The sequence below is a fragment of the Grimontia sp. SpTr1 genome, assembly GCF_947387585.1.
GTDB classification, from domain to species: domain Bacteria; phylum Pseudomonadota; class Gammaproteobacteria; order Enterobacterales; family Vibrionaceae; genus Enterovibrio; species Enterovibrio indicus.
The window spans coordinates 70,789-88,424 of sequence record NZ_CANDOD010000012.1; the positions used below are offsets into that span (position 1 = coordinate 70,789).

Here is a 17,636-nt window from a genome sequence, read left to right on the forward strand (position 1 = left end):
CACTCATTACAGTGTCACACTAGGGCAAAACGGGCAGCATGATACCATGCTGCTGTATACAAACCAAGCACTGCCTATTGTTAATCCGCTTGTTTACGTAAAAACGCAGGGATATCTAGGTAGTCTTGTTCCTGTTTCGGCTTCGGTGCAACGTTAGAAGTCTGTGGTTGAACAGACGGTTCTGCAGGACGTCCACCTTGCACAGGCGTTGCCGCCTTTGGTGTTTCTTGCAAAGGTTGTGCCTTATTTTCTACCGGTGCTGGTTTTTGCTGTGTGCCTGGCACCAAAGTGATGTCCGGCTTACGCTCGTTACCAATACCTGTAGCGACCACAGTCACACGAAGTTCGTCACTCATTTCTGGATCCATGGACGAACCGATAACCACAGTGGCGTTATCTGAGGCGAACGCTTTAACAGTGTTGCCCACAGTTTCAAATTCATCCAGTCGCATATCAAAACCTGCCGTAATGTTCACCAGAACACCACGTGCGCCTGCCAGATCAATATCTTCCAGCAGTGGGCTTGAAATTGCCATTTCAGCGGCTTCTTCTGCACGGTCTTCACCGGTTGCAACGCCGCTACCCATCATGGCATGGCCCATTTCAGACATCACAGTGCGGACGTCCGCAAAGTCGACGTTGATAAGGCCAGGACGAGTGATCAGCTCTGCGATGCCCTGTACTGCGTTACGCAATACATCATTTGCTTTCGCAAACGCATCCAGCAAGGTGATGCCGCGACCCAGAACTTTCAGCAACTTCTCGTTAGGGATAGTGATCAGAGAATCGACGTGCTTGGAAAGCTCTTCGATACCCTGTTCTGCAAACGCCATACGCTTCTTACCTTCGAAGCTGAATGGCTTGGTCACTACCGCTACGGTCAGAATGCCCAGCTCTTTCGCTACCTCAGCAATCACAGGAGCCGCACCGGTACCGGTACCACCGCCCATGCCTGCTGCGATAAATACCATATCGGCACCTTCGAGCTCAGCTTTAATCGCTTCGCGATCTTCCATTGCAGATTCACGGCCTACCTGTGGGTTTGCACCCGCACCCAGACCTTTTGTGATATCGCCACCAATTTGGATAACGGTGCTTACCGCTGTCTTGCGCAGAGCCTGTGCATCAGTATTGACAGTGATGAACTCCACCCCTTCAATTGACTCACGCACCATGTGCTCGACTGCATTACCACCGCCGCCGCCAACACCAACGACTTTAATTACTGCATCGTTGGACATTTCCATCATCGGTTCAAACATGTGTTCTCTCCGTCTTTCCTGTTCGCATCAGGTTTAAAATTCTTTCTTAAGCCAGCCACTAAGTTTACTGAACATGCCTGATACAGTTCTTTTAGGCTCCGGCTCGCTCGATTCGTTCAATAGGTTTTCTTTGCCGTAATGCAGTAACCCAACTGCAGTGGCGTGATAGGTTGCGTTGACATAGTCAGTCAGCCCTGTCACACCATCAGGAAGCCCCACGCGTACCTGGTTCTGGAAGACGCGCTCAGCGCATTCCACCAGCCCATGCATTTGCGCAGCACCACCCGTAAGGACGATACCTGCGGCCAGTTGGTGTTTTACACCTTGTCCGCGTAGACGTTCCTGAACACGTTCCAACTCTTGCTGCACCAACCCCAGCAATTCGCTGCAACGCGGTTCAATGACTTCGGCCAGTGTTTGACGCTGCAGGCTCCGTGAAGGACGACCTCCAACGCTTGGCACATTGACCTTGGCATCTTTGTTCACCAACTCGCTTAACGCACACCCATGCTTCACTTTGATTTTCTCAGCGTCACTAAGAGGTGTACCGAAGGCATAAGCAATGTCGCTGGTGATGACATTTCCAGCGTAAGGAATCACGGCTGCATGACGCAAAGCGCCGCCAGTCCATACGGCAATGTCCATGGTTCCGCCGCCAATATCGACGACGCATACCCCCAACTCTCTCTCGTCGGCAGTGATGACTGCATGGCTTGCCGCCAGACCAGAGAAAATTAATTGGTCCACTTTCAGGCCACAACGTTCCACCGCTTTTTCGATATTTCGCGCAGTATCGTTGTGACAAGTGATAAGGTGCACGCTGGCTTCCATACGCACACCGGAAAGACCAACAGGATTCTTAATCCCTTCCTGATAGTCGATTTTGTATTCCTGCGGGATAACGTGCAGCACGCGCTGCTCGTCGCTGATCTTCACCGACTTCGCCGTGTGAATTACCATGTCGACGTCATCCTGTGTGACTTCCTCATCGGAAATCGTTCCCATACCACGTTCGGTCTGGCAATGAATATGCTTTCCTGATAGCGACAGATAGACTGAACGAATCTTGCAGTCAGACATCAGCTCTGCGTCGTTAACCGCGCGCTCCACTGATTTAACAACAGACTCAAGATCGTTGACACCGCCTTTATCCATGCCTTGTGAAGGTGTAGAGCCCACACCCAGCACATTGATCGCACCGTCAGGCAAAATCTCACTGACCAGAACAGAAACCTTGGAGGTTCCGATATCCAATCCAACAATCAGCGGTCTGTCAGTTGTTTGTTTCATTCCACCTACTCTCAGGTATTCTCGTCACTGGCTTCTACTTCCGGAGCTTTCCAGCCTACCGCAGCACCAGTGTCATAGCGCAAGTCCACATATTGAATCGCTCTGTCGGTCGACTTGAAATCATCAAGCAGTGCGACAAAGCGTTTTAATCGCTCGTTGCGGGACTCACGTCCTAATTCAATGCGCACCCCATCCCGGGTGACAATTCGCCACGAGCGGCGCTCATTGAGCGCCAAGGCAGCAATTTCTAATTTTGTTGGAGCCAGAATGCCACGCATTTCGCGCCACGCTTCCAGCACTTCTTTTTCGCTACCATCTGGGCCATGTAATGAAACTAAGCCCAAATTTTTTACCTCAGCAGGATCCGCGCCAAACACGTCCCCGCCAACATCCAAAAGAAACGATCCATTCCAGACTGCCTGAGGCTGGTATTCAGTCACATTGACTTTGATCGTATCCGGCCATTGCTTTCGGACGGCGACATTCGCGACCCAAGGCAGTGCAGAAATTGCACTGTGGATATCATCCACATCCTGAATCATAAAGCTGTTCAAACCACCGAGTTGTAGCACCGCATTGCGCACTTCCAATGGTGTTAAGTGTTCCAGCTCACCTTGTACAATAATCTGGGACAACGGCAATTGCTCTTCGTCCCCCATCCAGGTGATGACACGGAGCAATGACCAGAGGATAGCCAGAATGACAAATACTAAAAACACCAGCCCCCCCCAATGTTCTTTCAACATTGAAGGCTGAGCCGGTATGTCCTCTACGGTCACATTTGTCATATCAGGCTATTGCCTCTCTATCATCAGGCAACCTGCGGCTTTGCCTTAGCAAAGCCGACCGATTATAACGGTCAGTTTGACAGGTCACCAACCCTTCTTGGCGTTGAAGTGATGAAGCTGAGATCAAATACATGCAAAACAACCAAAAACAGGTTAAAAGTTAGACATCACTCTGCCCAAGCTCAGTCATTCCGCATGTATTCAGGTTTATCCCTGCTCGCTCAACGCCTTTTTATCCAGCTTTAATTCGGCCAGTTTTCTAGCCACTTTACCAATATCACCTGCACCTTGTGTCAGCACCAGGTCGCCCGGTTGAATCACTGCGGCTAACGCTGCAGGTAAAGCATCCACATCCGGTACAAAGATCGGATCGATTTTTCCTCGGCCACGAATAGTGCGACAAAGACTTCGGCCATCTGCACCCGCAATTGGCGCTTCACCAGCAGAATACACATCCAGCATCAGCAATACGTCAACCTGTTCAAGCACATTGGCGAAATCGTCATACAAATCTCGGGTGCGGCTGTAACGGTGTGGCTGGAACACCATGACCAGGCGGTTATCTTCCCAACCCGCACGCGCAGCTTGAATGGTGACATCCACTTCGCTGGGGTGGTGACCGTAATCATCCACCAGCAGCGCATGGCCGTCTTCCACCGGGAACAAACCCAGTTGGTCAAAGCGACGGCCAGTGCCTTCAAAGCTCGCCAGTGCACGCAAAATAGCGTCATCTTCCACACCATCCTCCGTTGCCACTGCAACCGCAGCTGCCGCATTCAATGCATTGTGTCGGCCTGGAATATTCAGTTCGATGTGAATCTCCGGTTTGCCAGCACGCAAAATGGTGAAAATACCTTTCTGACCTTCCTGACGGTAATCTTTCAGGCGCACGTCAGCATCTTCCGAGAAACCATAAGTGATCACCTGACGTCCAATGCTTGGGATCAACTCACGCACCACAGGATCGTCAACACACATCACTGCCTGACCGTAGAAAGGCAACTTGTGCAGAAAATCGATAAAAGTCTGCTTCAGGTTGTCGAAGTTGCCACCATAGGTATCCATATGATCCGCTTCGATGTTGGTGACAATCGCCACCATCGGCTGCAAGTGCAGGAAAGAAGCATCACTTTCATCGGCTTCTGCAATCAGGTAGCGGCTACAGCCCAAACGCGCATTGGTACCAGCACTTTTTACCAGACCACCGTTCACAAACGTCGGATCCAGACCTGCTTCCTGATAAATCAGCGTGGTCAAAGCTGTAGTGGTGGTTTTACCGTGCGTACCTGCAACGGCAATACCATGGCGGTAACGCATCAACTCGGCCAACATCTCTGCACGGCGAACCACTGGGATACGTGCAGCCTTCGCGGCAACCAGCTCTGGGTTGTCCTGACGGATAGCCGTAGAAACCACTACGACGCTAGCGCCATCGACATTGGTCTCGGCGTGACCGAAGAAAACTTTAGCGCCTTTACTCTCCAAACGCTGAGTCACTGCATTCTCAGAAAGGTCAGAGCCCGTAATTTCATAACCTTCGTTGATCAGCACTTCCGCAATACCGCACATACCGGCACCGCCAATACCCACAAAGTGAATGCGCTTCACACGGCGCATTTCCGGCACCATGGTTCGAATTTTTTCTAATTGATGACTATCAAATTTGCCCATCACTTTGTTCTCTACTTCGCTACGTCTTTGATGACACTGGCCACACGCTCAGCAGCATTGGTAATTGCTGCGGCTTTAGCGGCCTTCGACATCGCCATCAATGACGATGAATCTTTATCTTCCAGTGCCGCCGCCAATGCGTCAGCACTCAAATCCGGTTGTTCTATCATTAGCGCCGCGCCACTCTCGACGAGGTGCTCGGCATTCAGTGCCTGCTGGCGATCTTTATGCTGGAAAGGAACGAAGATCGACGGCACACCTGCAGCAGACACTTCCGATACCGTCAAAGCGCCAGAGCGACAAATCAGGATGTCTGCCCAATCGTAGGCTTCAGCGACATCATCAATAAACTCAGTGACTTCAGCATTCGCCACCCCCGCTTTCTGGAAGCGCTCCGCCGTGTCTGCCTGATTGCCTTTACCGGCCTGATGACGAATCACCACTTCACGGTTCAACTTCGCCATCGCTTCAGGCACTGTGTGGTTTAAGATTCGAGCCCCCTGGCTGCCTCCCATCACCAGTACTTTCAGCGGTGTGCCATCTACATAAACCTTATGTTCTGGCAAGGCGCAAACATCCTTTCTTACCGGATTGCCAACGACTTCTTTGTTAACAAACGCACCAGGAAAAGCCTGCAACACACGCTTGGCGATCTTTGCCAACCATTGGTTGGTTAACCCTGCGACGGCATTTTGCTCGTGGAGGACAACAGGAATGCCGCTTAACCATGCAGCCAAACCACCTGGTCCACTCACATATCCGCCCATTCCCAGCACAGCATTAGGTTCCCAGTTTTTGATATGGCGCTTTGCCTGAACAACAGCATTAAGTACCATCCAAGGGGCGAGAAGTTTACGCGCAAAGCCCGAACCACGCAGCCCTTTTACTTCAATAAAGTCGATCTCAATGCCATGTTTTGGCACCAAATCCGCTTCCATCCTGTCTGCCGTTCCCAGCCAGCGAATTTCCCAACCTTGTTCCTGCAACTCTTTCGCTACCGCAAGTCCAGGGAAAACGTGACCGCCGGTTCCACCAGCCATCACCAATAATCGTTTATGCTTTTGTTCGTTTTCGTTTTTCATGAGAGACAATTCGTTGGTGCGCCTGCGCCGTTTCCAAACGGTATTCGTGGTCAATGCGAAGAAGTAGCGCCACCGCCGTCGACATAATAAATAAACTGGAACCGCCATAACTGACCAGCGGTAACGTCAAACCTTTAGTCGGCATAATACCTGCCGCTGCACCGACATTCACCAGCGCCTGAAAAGCAAACCAAATGCCAATACCAAATGCCAGAAAACCACCGAAAAGCTGGTTCGCTTCAAGGCAACGCTTCCCGATAAAGAGTGCACGAAAAACCAATGCGAATACCATCAGCAAAACGACAGTGACGCCAATCAGGCCAAGCTCTTCTGCCAACACCGCAATAACAAAGTCCGTATGGGCTTCCGGTAGGTATTCGAGTTTCTGGATAGAATTCCCCAGCCCCTGACCCCACCAGCTGCCACGGCCAAAGGCCATCAAAGATTGCGTCAGCTGATAGCCACTGCCAAACGGGTCTTGCCAAGGATCTAAGAAGGAGGTCACACGAGCGACACGGTAGGGCTCAGCAATAATCAAAAGACCCACCAGCCCAAGACCGGTAAACAGCAGAACACCGAACTGCCATAGCTTGGCGCCAGCAATAAATAGCATGCCCACCGTCGTGACAAACATGACGACAACAGAGCCAAGGTCAGGCTGAAGCAGCAAAAGACCAGCAATCACCACCAGCACTGCCAGTGGTTTCAAAAAACCGGTGACGCTTTCTCTGACTTCACCATGGCGACGAACAAGATAACCTGCAATAAACAGGAAGAGTGATAATTTGGCCACTTCTGCTGGCTGCAGGTTAAAAAAGCCCATTGGCAGCCAACGGGATGCACCGTTTACCGATTTACCGACCAGCAGAACCGCCAGCAAAAGCGCGAGCGAAATAAAAAGCAAAGGAATGCTGAGTTGTTGCCAACGCGACAAAGGTATCTGCATAGCCACGCCGGCAATGATGAGTGCGCCTACCAGATAGACGCCCTGACGCATGGCGAAATAAAACGGCTCATCAACCAGACGGACAGAAACAGGAATGGAAGCAGAGGACACCATGATGAGACCGACCATCATCAGGCCGAATGACAGCCACACCAGTTGGCGGTCATACAATGCCGTTGGCGCTGGATTCGAGAACCAGCGCATCAGACGGTTGTCTTCCCACTTCGCACTCATCATTCCGTCACGCTCTCCTCAGCGCTTCGCTGTGCAATCTCTTGCGCGTATGCAGCAAAGGTATCGCCTCGCACCATAAAGTTGGTGAACTGATCGAAGCTAGCGCATGCTGGAGACAACAACACCATGTCGCCAGGTTTCGCGGTCGATGCCGCGATATCCATGGCTTCCTGCATGGTTTCAATCACCACGGGCGACTCAACCAGATTTGTAAAAGCATGACCATCTCGGCCATAGCAGTACAAAGTCACATTCAGCTTGTCGAGGATAGGTTTCAGCGAAGAAAAATCTGCGCCTTTGCCATCGCCACCCACCAAAAGATGCAGACGCCCTGCCAACTGCAGGCCATCAAGCGCCGCTTCAGTGCTCGCGGGGTTAGTCGCTTTTGAGTCATTCACCCAAAGCACGCCGTTGTGTTTGATCACTTGCTGACAACGATGAGGTAAACCTCGGTATCCACGCATTGCCTGACATTGCGCTTCACGGCTCACACCCACAGCATCAGCCAGCGCCATCGCCGCCAGACAGTTAGCCACGTTGTGACGGCCCACCAGCGCGATATCGGACACCGCCATCACTGGTTCACCTTTTGCTGTCAGCCACTCTGCGCCGTCTTTCTCGGTGAGTGTGTACTCACCTGACGTGAAGCCGAAGCTGATAGCAGGCACATTGTCGCCTTTGGACTGTGTATTTTTGGTTTGGAGATCGTCTTGGTTCCAGACCGACAGTTTGGTTTGGTCGAAAATACGCAATTTGGCTTCGCGGTAGTCATCCATCCCTTCATAGCGATCCATATGATCTTCTGAAAGATTGAGGAACACTGCCGCTTCCAAATTCAGGGAGGAGGTCGTTTCAAGCTGGAAGCTCGACAGCTCCAGTACATAAAGCTCATGCTCATTGGCCAGCATATCCAAAGCTGCAAAGCCGATATTACCGCCAACACCGACATTAATGCCTGCCGCTTTTGCCATCTCACCAACCAGACTGGTCACGGTGCTTTTACCGTTTGAGCCGGTAATACCAATAACTGGCGCGTTTACATCACGGGCGAAGAGTTCAATGTCACCGACAATCTCAATGCCTTTCGCAGCCGCTTCTTTAAGCTCTGGCGTTGCCAGCGCAATACCTGGGCTTGCCACAATCTGATCAGCTGAAAGCAACCAATCCATATTCCAGCCACCAGCGTGCAATGCCACATTTTTCGGTAACTGCTCTGCGCCAGGCGGGTTTGCACGGGTATCAATCACTTTCACAGTCGCGCCATCATCTTTTCTCACAAGATGATTAACGACAGAAAGCCCGGTCATACCGAGCCCAATCACCACAATGTTTTTCGCGGCGTCTGTCTTCATTTAGCGCACCTTCAATGTTGCCAGTCCTGCAAGAACCAGCATCAGGGTAATAATCCAGAATCGTACAATCACGCGCGGCTCTGGCCAGCCTTTCAATTCGTAGTGGTGGTGGATGGGCGCCATACGGAAAATGCGCTGACCACGCAGTTTGTAAGAGCCCACTTGCAGGATCACTGACAAGGTTTCCATCACGAACACACCGCCCATGATCACCAACAGGAACTCCTGACGCACCAGCACGGCAATCGTGCCTAGGGCACCACCCAGAGCCAGTGAGCCCACATCACCCATAAATACTTGGGCCGGATAGGTGTTAAACCACAAGAAGCCCAGACCAGCGCCAACAATCGCCGCACAGACAATCACCAATTCATCGGCATCTTTGATATATGGGATGTGCAGGTATTCAGCAAAGTTCACGTTACCTGTCGCCCAGGCAATAAAGGCAAAACCACTGGCTACCATCACAGTCGGCATAATGGCCAAGCCATCAAGACCATCAGTGAGGTTCACTGCGTTACTTGAGCCAACAATCACAAAATAGGTGAAGACGATGTAGAACAAGCCAAGCTGAGGCATTATGTCTTTGAAGAAAGGCACCACAAGTTGGGTGGCTGCAGTATCTTTACCGTGAATATAGAGCGCGAAGGCCACCACCAGCGCAATGGCGGATTGCCAGAAATACTTCCAGCGGGCAATCAGGCCGTCTGTGTTCTTGCGTACCACTTTACGGTAGTCATCAACAAAACCAACGGCACCGTAACCCAGTGTCACAAACAATACCGCCCAGACGTAAGGGTTGGATAAGTCAGCCCACAGCAGCACAGTGACCGTAATCGCGGTCAAAATCATGATGCCGCCCATGGTCGGCGTACCACGCTTGCTGAAATGAGACTCTGGACCTTCGTTACGCACGACCTGACCAATTTGCAGCATCTGCAAACGGGCAATCAGGCGAGGCCCCATCCAAAGTGACAGCGTCAATGCAGTCAACACGCTCAGGATGGCGCGGAATGTCAGATAATCAAACAGTCGGAAAAACGGAATGTGTTGGGTTAGGATATCTGATAGCCAATCTAGCATTTGGCTGCCTCCTCTAGTGCTGCAACCACTTCAGACATCTTCATTCCGTTGGCCCCTTTGACCAAAACGGATACTTCGCGTTTTGTTTTCATCAGTTCTACTACATGCGCAATCAATGCGCTTTTATCTTCAAAGTGCTGACCCCCGCAACGTTCGCTGATCGCGGCGCTGGCAGGTCCATAAGTAATCACGGTTTGGATAGAGGCTTTGCTGAGGTGCTCTGCAACTTCTCCATGCACCGATTCGGAATGTTCGCCCATCTCCCCCATATCAGCCAAGACGATGACTTTGTCGCCGTCGAAGCCATCCAGTAAATCCACCGCCGCTTTCATTGCTGCGAGACTGGCGTTGTAACTGTCATCAATCAGGCGAAGACCCGGGCGCGGGAAGCTTATCGCACCGCGACCTTTGACAGGCGACACAGAAGCGAGACCTCGGATCACATCATCCATCGTCACCTTACTATCGATTTTGGTCGCAGCAATGGCAGCAAGAATCGCGTTCGCCACGTTGTGTTCACCGGGAAGGCTGAGTGTCACCGGATAGGTGCCTTGCGGTGAAACCAGTTCGAAGGCATAACAGCCGTTATCGACCTGATGAATATTCTCGGCACGGTAGTCTGCAGGCTTGTCAGTCACTGTCATGGTAAGTACTTGCTTACTTTTCAGTACGTCATCCCAAAATGCGCCACCATTGCTGTCCTGATTAACGATGGCAAGCTCGCCGTCAGCAAGCCCCTGGAAGATTTCACCTTTGGCTTTCGCTACGCCATCAAGGGAACCGAAGCCTTCCAAATGCGCAGCAGCCAGATTGGTGACCATCGCCAGATCAGGCTTAACCAAAGACGTGGTATAGGCAATTTCACCAATATGGTTAGCGCCCAGTTCCATCACCGCGTACTCATCGGAAGGTTGTAGGCGAAGCAAAGTCAGCGGTACACCGATGTCATTGTTGAAGTTGCCGGCGGTATAAAGCGTCTGACCTTTTGGAGACAAAATGGCAGCCAGCATTTCTTTGACTGTGGTTTTACCGCAACTACCTGTGAGCGCAATCGTCTTCACGTCACATTGAGATTTCACCCATGCGCCCAGTTGCCCCAAAGCCAGCTTGGTGTCTTTCACAATCAGTTGTGGCAGTGCGACATCGACAGGTTTGGAAACCAAAAGCGCTGACGCGCCATTTTCATGCGCAGTTTCTACAAAATCATGGGCATCGAATCGCTCGCCCACCAGCGCGACAAACAAAGCACCATTGCCAAGCGTTCGCGTGTCGGTGGAAACGGCATCAATCACCACATCTTCGCCGACCAGATCAGCGTCTAAAACAGTCTGCAGTGATTTCAATGAAACTGGGATCATGCCTCTTCCTCCAACAAACGGCGTACGGTCTCACGATCGGAATAGTGAACAGTACCTGATGCCAGCACTTGATAGTCTTCGTGTCCTTTTCCTGCGACCAGAATCACGTCTTTTTCTGACGCATTTTCAAATGCATAGCTACACGCTTCCGCGCGGTCGTGAAGGATAATAGCCAGATCGGGATCGACCATGCCTTTAAGCATGTCAGCCACAATCGCTTCCGGAGATTCAGAGCGGGGATTGTCGTCGGTCAGAATAGCGACATCAGCCAATCTTTCAGCAATGTCTGCCATCATTGGGCGTTTACCTGTATCCCTGTCGCCACCACAACCGAAAATACACCAAAGCTTACCGTCGCAATGACGGCGAAGAGCCATCAGCGCTTTTTCAAGGGCATCGGGGGTGTGAGCGTAATCCACCACCAGCATGGGATTGTCAGCGCGATGAAAAACTTCCATGCGCCCAATCACCGCCTGCAATTTGCTGGCAGTAGCCATCAGGGCTTCTTTTTCGTAGCCAAGTCCCAAAAGCGTGGTCAGGCTGACCAAAAGGTTCATCACATTGAATTCGCCAACCAGTGGCGCGGTAAATTGGCCAGCGCCCCATGAAGAGTCAAAGCTGATGGTCACGCCGCTTGTCGCGTAGTCAACAGATGTTAGCCAAAGTTTGCGGCCTTGATGCTGAACAACATTGTCCTCCAACATAGAAACCGCCACCGCTTCCGGCATGTTGCTGACCCAGTTTGCACCAACCTGATCGTCAACGTTAATCACGGAAACCGGTGAGCCATAATGGGTAAACAGGCGAAGCTTGGCTTCAGCGTATGCTTCCATGGTGCCATGGTAATCAAGGTGATCACGGCTGAGGTTAGTGAAGATAGCAGCGTCAAAAGCCACGGCTTTCACGCGATCTTGCACCAAACCATGAGAAGACACTTCCATCGCCACGTGAGTCGCCCGCTGATGGTTAAACGCTGCCAGTTGCTGCTGAATATCCAACGCGCTGCCCGTGGTGTTCAAAGCTGGCTCTAATGCATCAAGGAAGCCGTTACCTGTGGTTCCCATCACTGCAGCTTTACCTTCAAGCAGGTCAATCCACTGCGCAACCAACTGGCTCACCGTGGTTTTACCATTGGTGCCTGTCACACCAATCACTTTCATCATTTTGCTGGGTGATTGATAGAAACGGTCAGCAATTTCCGACAGGGTGGATTTCAAGTGAGGGAAGGCAACGACAGGCACACCATTTTGCAAGGTGACATCAAAATGGCCGTTAGTATCACCATCATCGGCAATCACCGCCGTTGCGCCGGCTTCAATAGCAGCAGGAATAAAACGTCGCGCGTCCAGGGAATGCCCCTGAACGGCAATAAATACATCACCCGGTTGGATCTGGCGGTTATCCAGCGTCAAACCGGTAATAGGTGTCTCTGGGATGGCGTCATACCAAGGCGCCAATAATTCTTTAAAGCTCGTGTTCGGCATCAGTTCCGATTGTCCGTATTAGCAATCTGTAAAAATGGCTGCTGAGCGTCCGGTGCGATATTGAGGATCTGCAACGCGCTCTTCATCACGTCAGAAAACACGGGGGCCGCAACCTGACCACCGTAATATTTGTCGCCTTGGGGTTCATTGATCACCACCACCATGGCAATGCGCGGCTCGCTCAAAGGTGCGATCCCCGCCGTATAACCGATATATTCATCACCGTAGCCACCGGCCACCGCAACTTTCGCTGTACCTGTTTTTGCCCCGACACGATAACCGTCAACCGCTGCGCGGCGGGCACTGCCGCCTTCCTGCGTCACGGACTCCAGCATGTCGAGGACTTTTCGGGTGTTTTCTTGTGATGCGACCTGTTTACCCGGTACCACGGATTCTGTTTTCAAAATCGACAGCGGGCGATTCACACCTTCCGCGCCAAGTACTGCGTAAGCACGGGCGAGCTGAGCCGGCGTGATAGAAAGGCCATAACCAAAGGAAAGCGTCGCGCGTTCAAAATCAGACCAACGACGACGGTTCGGATAGAGTCCATAAGACTCACCAACCAGGTTCACACCTGTTGCGTCGCCGATGCCAAAGCTGCTGTAAAGGCCAAGCAGTGCTTCGACCGGCATAGAAAGAGACAGTTTACTGACACCGATGTTACTGGATTTTTGGAGAATTTTACGGAGATTTGCTTCACCGACTTTGGAAACATCACGAACTCGCGCGCCACCGATGCTCATCACGCCGTTACCCGTATCAATGATGGTCGACTCATCCGCTACGCCGTTTTCCAGTGCTGCCAATACCACCAGAGGTTTGATAGTGGAGCCAGGCTCGAAAACGTCAGTAATGGCACGGTTGCGCATTTTAAAGCTTTTCAGATCGGCGCGGTTATTCGGGTTGTACGACGGTGCATTCACCATCGCCAGTACTTCACCAGTACGCACATCGACCATGACCAATGAGCCTGATGTCGCACGGTAGTCCGCAACCGCTTGCTTAATTGCGCGATAAGAAATCGCCTGAAGGCGCTGATCGATACTGAGTTGAAGTGGCTTGCCTTCTTCCTTGGCCTCTTTGGAAATCACTTCCACGACGCGACCATAGCGGTCTTTGCGCACGGTACGACGGCCCGGTTCGCCACTCAGCCAACCGTCATAGCCACGTTCGATCCCTTCAAGGCCACGACCATCAATGCCAGTTACGCCCACAAGGTGAGCACTGACTTCACCGGCCGGATAAAAACGACGGGACTCATCATTCATGCCAATTCCCGGTAAGCGAAGACCGGAAACATAGTCAGCTACAGCAGGGCCAACCTGACGTTGCAGGTAGATAAAGCGTTTGGTTTTATTACGCTCGATGCGGTTTACCATTGCCTGACGATCGATACCCAACACATCAGCCAGCGCGTACCAGCGGTCAATGTCTTTCAGGCCACCGTTTTTAAACACAGTCACCGGATCCACATACACGGCCTCGACTGGCACACTGACGGCCAATGACTCGCCATTGCGATCGGTAATAATGCCACGTGCGGAATGAAGGGCTTTGACACGGACAGAACGCATATCGCCTTCCTGAAGAAGGCGATCTGGTTCGATGACCTGAATGAATGCAGCGCGGGCAATCAAGGCGACCATGGCAAGGGAAATACAGAAACAGACCGTGACAAAGCGCCACCGAATCAAATTCGGTGTTGGCTTTTTCGCTCGCTGATTGGTCGGTTTCGTTTTTCCCTTCACGCTATTGGCTCACTATGACTTCACGTCGACTGTCTGGACGGATCATGTCCTGATCCTGCCGTGCCATGGCTTCGACACGGCTGTGTTCTGATAACGCATGCTCCTCAAGCAACTGGTTACGCCATTCGACTTCCAGTTGCTCGCGCTCCATCAAAAGTTGGTCATGATGGGCTATCACAGCTCGCGTTTGCTGGGTGATGTAAACCACGCCCAATGCAGAAAGCAGCACCAGAACCAAAAGCACCATAGGAACCCGACCGATACTGGTCAGGTCCTGCAGAATTTGCCTTGTCAGTCCTGGATTTTCTGCCGACATCAGTCACCCAATTTTTCTGCCACACGCAGCACCGAGCTTCGGGAGCGAGTGTTGTCTGAGACTTCCACGTCAGACGGTTTCAGTGCTTTGCCCACCAACTTCATCTTTGCCTGACCCAGTGCACGGATTTGATCTTCGGTCAGTGGCACGCCATGTGGCACATCCGGCCCTTTGCTTTGTTTACGCATAAAGCGTTTCACCAAACGGTCTTCCAATGAGTGGAAGCTGATGATAGACAGACGTCCACCCGGCGCCAGCACTTCAAGCGCACCTTGCATCGCCGTTTCAATCTCTTCCAGCTCACTGTTGATGTAAATGCGAATCGCCTGAAAACAGCGGGTCGCAGGGTGCTTTTTACGATCACGGGAAGGTGATACCGCAGCAATCAAGTTGGCCAGCTGCAAAGTGCGGGTTAACGGCTCTTTGGTTTCATCTTCGCGGTGCGCAACAATCGCGCGGGCAATACGCTTGGCAAATCGCTCTTCGCCAAACTCTTTCAACACCCAGGCAATGTCGTCCGCTTCCGCTTCGGCAAGCCATTGAGAAGCTGGAATACCTGAAGTCGGATCCATGCGCATGTCCAAAGGACCATCGCGCATAAAGCTAAAGCCACGCTCTGGATCGTCTAATTGCGGTGAAGACACCCCAAGGTCCAGCAACACACCATCAATCTTGCCACTCAGACCACGTTCTTCGATGTATTGTTGAATGCCGGAAAATGGGCCATGAATAATGTTGAAGCGTGGGTCATCAATCGTGCCTGCTTCTTCAATCGCCTGCGGATCGCGGTCAATACTGTAAAGCTGACCACCGTCACCCAGACGACGTAAAATTTCTCGGGTATGTCCACCACGGCCAAACGTACCATCGACATAAATGCCGTCAGGTTTGAGTGCGAGGCCTTCGATGGATTCGTGGAGGAGGACGGAAATGTGTGAAAACTGCTCTGACATAATATTGATTACCTAAAGCGATAAGTTACTGAGCCTGTCGCTCAGCGCTTCCGCTGATTCGGCTTGATGTTGAATATCCTGGTCGATCTGTTGCTGCCACTTGTCGCTGTTCCAAATCTCAAACTTGTTGAGCTGTCCCACCAGCATGGCTTTACCATTCAAACCGGCGTAATCGCGCAGTGTAGGTGCTATCAGAATTCGCCCCTGTCCGTCCATCTCACACTCAAACGCATGACCAAGCAGCAATCGCTGTAAACGACGCTCGGCTGGATTGAGGCTGGATAAGCGGGATAGCTTGGCTTCGATGCGCTCCCATTCAGGCAAGGGGTAAAGCAGCAGGCATGGTAACTGATGATCAATGGTGCAGACAAACACGCCATCGCACAACGCATCGAGTTCTTCCCGATAACGCTTTGGCAATGCGACGCGACCTTTCGCGTCGGGCGATATGGCGCTGACGCCCCTCAACATGTCACTGACTACCCTTTTTCACCAGAATAACCCACTTTATTCCACATTTTCCCACTAGGAAGTGTAAGTATCAGGCAAAAAGAAAGTCAAGCAAGCATCGAGCGCGACAAAGATCACGTAATCGCGAAGCGCATTCTATTTCAACAGCTTGAACACCTTGCTGAGCCGTGCATTTTTTAACCGCACGGCATTCCCCATTAGGGCCTGTTGACTTTTACTGAAGCCAAAACAAAAGAAGGCGAGCTAATGCTCGCCTTCTCTGGGGCAAGTTTATTGCTAAACTCGCCCATTTTATTTAGTGAGTCGGCCTATAAGCCGGGTTCTGTACCGTAAAAACGGTGGTAGCCATTCGTCTAGGCCTGCAATCGCTCACAGGCTCCAGCAACCTACCCGTCCCCAACGCGGGCCGCGCCAAAGGGGACCTATTTGGTCTTGCTCCGGGTGGAGTTTACCGTGCCACGAACTGTTGCCAGTCGCGCGGTGCGCTCTTACCGCACCCTTTCACCCTTACCTGTTCTCCGAAGAGTCATCGGCGGTTTGCTCTCTGTTGCACTGGTCGTAGGCTTGCGCCCCCCAGGCGTTACCTGGCACCCTGCCCTGTGGAGCCCGGACTTTCCTCCCCCTCGTCAGTCTCCCAAAGGACATCAACGAAGCAGCGGCTACCCGGCCAACTCAGGCGGCGGATTATATAGAGTTCACCGCCACGGATCCAGCGAAAACACCGGACTTCTTACTCTAGGTTTTCTAAACCCCACTTATAGAGGGCATTTTTTTTCACGTTATACAGCTCAGCCGCAATCGCAGACGCCTTCTTCAGTGGCAGTTCCTTCGCCAGCAAAGTAACCGCTTTGGTTGCCTCCAATGGCAAATCCTCTTTCTCGGCGCGGTGACCCGCAATCAAAAGCACCATCTCACCACGGATACGGTTACTGTCTTCATTCAGCCATTCAATCAACTCACCCAGCGGCGCGCCATGAATGGTTTCATAGGTTTTGGTCAGCTCCCGTGCCAAGACTACCTGACGCTCCGCACCCAATACCGCCAGCATGTCGTCGAGCGTATCGAGAATACGGTGTGGCGATTCGTAAAAAATCAGAGTTCGTGGGTCTTCTGCAATGTCAGAAAACTTATCACGGCGACCTTTGCTTTTTGGCGGCAGGAAGCCTTCGAAGCTGAAGCGATCAGAAGGTAAGCCAGACGCACTCAACGCGGTGATAACTGCACAAGGCCCCGGTAAAGGAACAACTTTGACACCCGCCTGACGACAACGGGTCACCAAATGGTAACCTGGATCGGATATCAACGGCGTGCCCGCATCAGACACCAGCGCGATGTTTTGCCCACTGACTAATTTTTCAATCAGAAAATCTGCTTTCTGTTGTTCATTATGGTCATGCAGCGCGAAAGTTCGGGTGGTGATTCCAAAATGGGACAGTAGTTTACCAGTGTGGCGGGTATCCTCGGCAGCGATGATGTCGACCTGCTGCAAAATCTCCAAAGCACGCTGGGTGATATCTCCCAGGTTTCCGATCGGTGTCGGCACGATATATAAAGTTGAGACGTCAACCATGGTTGAAGTTTCATCAGTCATTTGTTTC

At 51.8% G+C, this 17,636-nt stretch carries 15 protein-coding genes and 1 other RNA gene; all 16 read right to left on the reverse strand.

Going from position 1 to position 17,636, the window contains the following annotated elements; genetic code table 11:
- Positions 1–80: 80 nt before the first annotated feature.
- Positions 81–1,262 (reverse strand): cell division protein FtsZ, encoded by a 1,182-nt coding sequence (gene ftsZ / locus QL223_RS16765; RefSeq protein WP_002537380.1) that lies wholly within the window; start codon positions 1,260–1,262, stop codon positions 81–83.
- Between the two features lie 33 nt (positions 1,263–1,295).
- The gene (ftsA, locus tag QL223_RS16770) at positions 1,296–2,552 is read right to left on the reverse strand and encodes a cell division protein FtsA (protein ID WP_002537378.1); all 1,257 of its coding nucleotides are present in this window, start codon (positions 2,550–2,552) and stop codon (positions 1,296–1,298) included.
- 11 nt (positions 2,553–2,563) lie between these two features.
- A complete protein-coding gene (locus tag QL223_RS16775; RefSeq protein ID WP_281545367.1) occupies positions 2,564–3,340 on the reverse strand; it encodes a cell division protein FtsQ/DivIB in 777 nt (258 codons plus the stop codon).
- Between the two features lie 207 nt (positions 3,341–3,547).
- Entirely contained in the window at positions 3,548–5,011 is a 1,464-nt protein-coding gene (gene murC, locus QL223_RS16780) for a UDP-N-acetylmuramate--L-alanine ligase (protein WP_281545368.1), read from the reverse strand.
- 11 nt (positions 5,012–5,022) lie between these two features.
- On the reverse strand, positions 5,023–6,093 hold the full coding sequence (murG, locus tag QL223_RS16785; RefSeq protein ID WP_281545369.1) for an undecaprenyldiphospho-muramoylpentapeptide beta-N-acetylglucosaminyltransferase: 1,071 nt from the start codon (positions 6,091–6,093) through the stop codon (positions 5,023–5,025).
- Positions 6,065–7,276: a cell division protein FtsW gene (gene ftsW, locus QL223_RS16790; RefSeq protein WP_002537371.1), complete on the reverse strand. Its 1,212-nt coding sequence runs from the start codon at positions 7,274–7,276 to the stop codon at positions 6,065–6,067. The genes murG and ftsW overlap by 29 nt, the downstream gene beginning before the upstream one ends.
- Positions 7,273–8,625, reverse strand: a complete 1,353-nt coding sequence (gene murD, locus QL223_RS16795) for a UDP-N-acetylmuramoyl-L-alanine--D-glutamate ligase (protein WP_281545370.1) — start codon at positions 8,623–8,625, stop codon at positions 7,273–7,275. The genes ftsW and murD overlap by 4 nt, the downstream gene beginning before the upstream one ends.
- On the reverse strand, positions 8,626–9,708 hold the full coding sequence (gene mraY, locus QL223_RS16800) for a phospho-N-acetylmuramoyl-pentapeptide-transferase (RefSeq protein WP_281545371.1): 1,083 nt from the start codon (positions 9,706–9,708) through the stop codon (positions 8,626–8,628). It abuts the gene before it with no gap.
- Positions 9,702–11,066 (reverse strand): UDP-N-acetylmuramoyl-tripeptide--D-alanyl-D-alanine ligase, encoded by a 1,365-nt coding sequence (gene murF / locus QL223_RS16805; protein WP_281545372.1) that lies wholly within the window; start codon positions 11,064–11,066, stop codon positions 9,702–9,704. The genes mraY and murF overlap by 7 nt, the downstream gene beginning before the upstream one ends.
- A complete protein-coding gene (murE, locus tag QL223_RS16810; protein ID WP_281545373.1) occupies positions 11,063–12,550 on the reverse strand; it encodes a UDP-N-acetylmuramoyl-L-alanyl-D-glutamate--2,6-diaminopimelate ligase in 1,488 nt (495 codons plus the stop codon). The genes murF and murE overlap by 4 nt, the downstream gene beginning before the upstream one ends.
- Entirely contained in the window at positions 12,550–14,298 is a 1,749-nt protein-coding gene (locus tag QL223_RS16815) for a peptidoglycan glycosyltransferase FtsI (RefSeq protein WP_002537362.1), read from the reverse strand. The genes murE and QL223_RS16815 overlap by 1 nt, the downstream gene beginning before the upstream one ends.
- 1 nt (position 14,299) lies before the next feature.
- A complete protein-coding gene (ftsL, locus tag QL223_RS16820; RefSeq protein ID WP_281545374.1) occupies positions 14,300–14,614 on the reverse strand; it encodes a cell division protein FtsL in 315 nt (104 codons plus the stop codon).
- On the reverse strand, positions 14,614–15,567 hold the full coding sequence (gene rsmH / locus QL223_RS16825; protein ID WP_002537359.1) for a 16S rRNA (cytosine(1402)-N(4))-methyltransferase RsmH: 954 nt from the start codon (positions 15,565–15,567) through the stop codon (positions 14,614–14,616). Before rsmH ends, ftsL begins: the two co-directional genes overlap by 1 nt.
- 12 nt (positions 15,568–15,579) lie before the next feature.
- Positions 15,580–16,038: a division/cell wall cluster transcriptional repressor MraZ gene (mraZ, locus tag QL223_RS16830; protein ID WP_002537357.1), complete on the reverse strand. Its 459-nt coding sequence runs from the start codon at positions 16,036–16,038 to the stop codon at positions 15,580–15,582.
- Positions 16,039–16,333: 295 nt separating this feature from the next.
- Positions 16,334–16,713, reverse strand: an RNA gene (rnpB, locus tag QL223_RS16835) — RNase P RNA component class A.
- Positions 16,714–16,768: 55 nt separating this feature from the next.
- Entirely contained in the window at positions 16,769–17,629 is an 861-nt protein-coding gene (gene rsmI / locus QL223_RS16840; protein WP_002537354.1) for a 16S rRNA (cytidine(1402)-2'-O)-methyltransferase, read from the reverse strand.
- Between the last annotated feature and the right edge of the window lie 7 nt (positions 17,630–17,636).

Excerpts from the sequence above, each read along its gene's own strand:
- murE (WP_281545373.1), bottom strand. The coding sequence starts at position 12,550 with ATGCCGAACACGAGCTTTAAAGAATTATTGGCGCCTTGGTATGACGCC.
- mraZ (WP_002537357.1), bottom strand. The coding sequence starts at position 16,038 with ATGTTGAGGGGCGTCAGCGCCATATCGCCCGACGCGAAAGGTCGCGTC.
- murG (WP_281545369.1), bottom strand. The coding sequence starts at position 6,093 with ATGAAAAACGAAAACGAACAAAAGCATAAACGATTATTGGTGATGGCT.
- murD (WP_281545370.1), bottom strand. The coding sequence starts at position 8,625 with ATGAAGACAGACGCCGCGAAAAACATTGTGGTGATTGGGCTCGGTATG.
- ftsZ (WP_002537380.1), bottom strand. The coding sequence starts at position 1,262 with ATGTTTGAACCGATGATGGAAATGTCCAACGATGCAGTAATTAAAGTC.
- rsmH (WP_002537359.1), bottom strand. The coding sequence starts at position 15,567 with ATGTCAGAGCAGTTTTCACACATTTCCGTCCTCCTCCACGAATCCATC.
- rsmI (WP_002537354.1), bottom strand. The coding sequence starts at position 17,629 with ATGACTGATGAAACTTCAACCATGGTTGACGTCTCAACTTTATATATC.
- ftsW (WP_002537371.1), bottom strand. The coding sequence starts at position 7,276 with ATGATGAGTGCGAAGTGGGAAGACAACCGTCTGATGCGCTGGTTCTCG.
- mraY (WP_281545371.1), bottom strand. The coding sequence starts at position 9,708 with ATGCTAGATTGGCTATCAGATATCCTAACCCAACACATTCCGTTTTTC.
- murF (WP_281545372.1), bottom strand. The coding sequence starts at position 11,066 with ATGATCCCAGTTTCATTGAAATCACTGCAGACTGTTTTAGACGCTGAT.
- ftsL (WP_281545374.1), bottom strand. The coding sequence starts at position 14,614 with ATGTCGGCAGAAAATCCAGGACTGACAAGGCAAATTCTGCAGGACCTG.
- murC (WP_281545368.1), bottom strand. The coding sequence starts at position 5,011 with ATGGGCAAATTTGATAGTCATCAATTAGAAAAAATTCGAACCATGGTG.
- ftsA (WP_002537378.1), bottom strand. The coding sequence starts at position 2,552 with ATGAAACAAACAACTGACAGACCGCTGATTGTTGGATTGGATATCGGA.
- QL223_RS16775 (WP_281545367.1), bottom strand. The coding sequence starts at position 3,340 with ATGACAAATGTGACCGTAGAGGACATACCGGCTCAGCCTTCAATGTTG.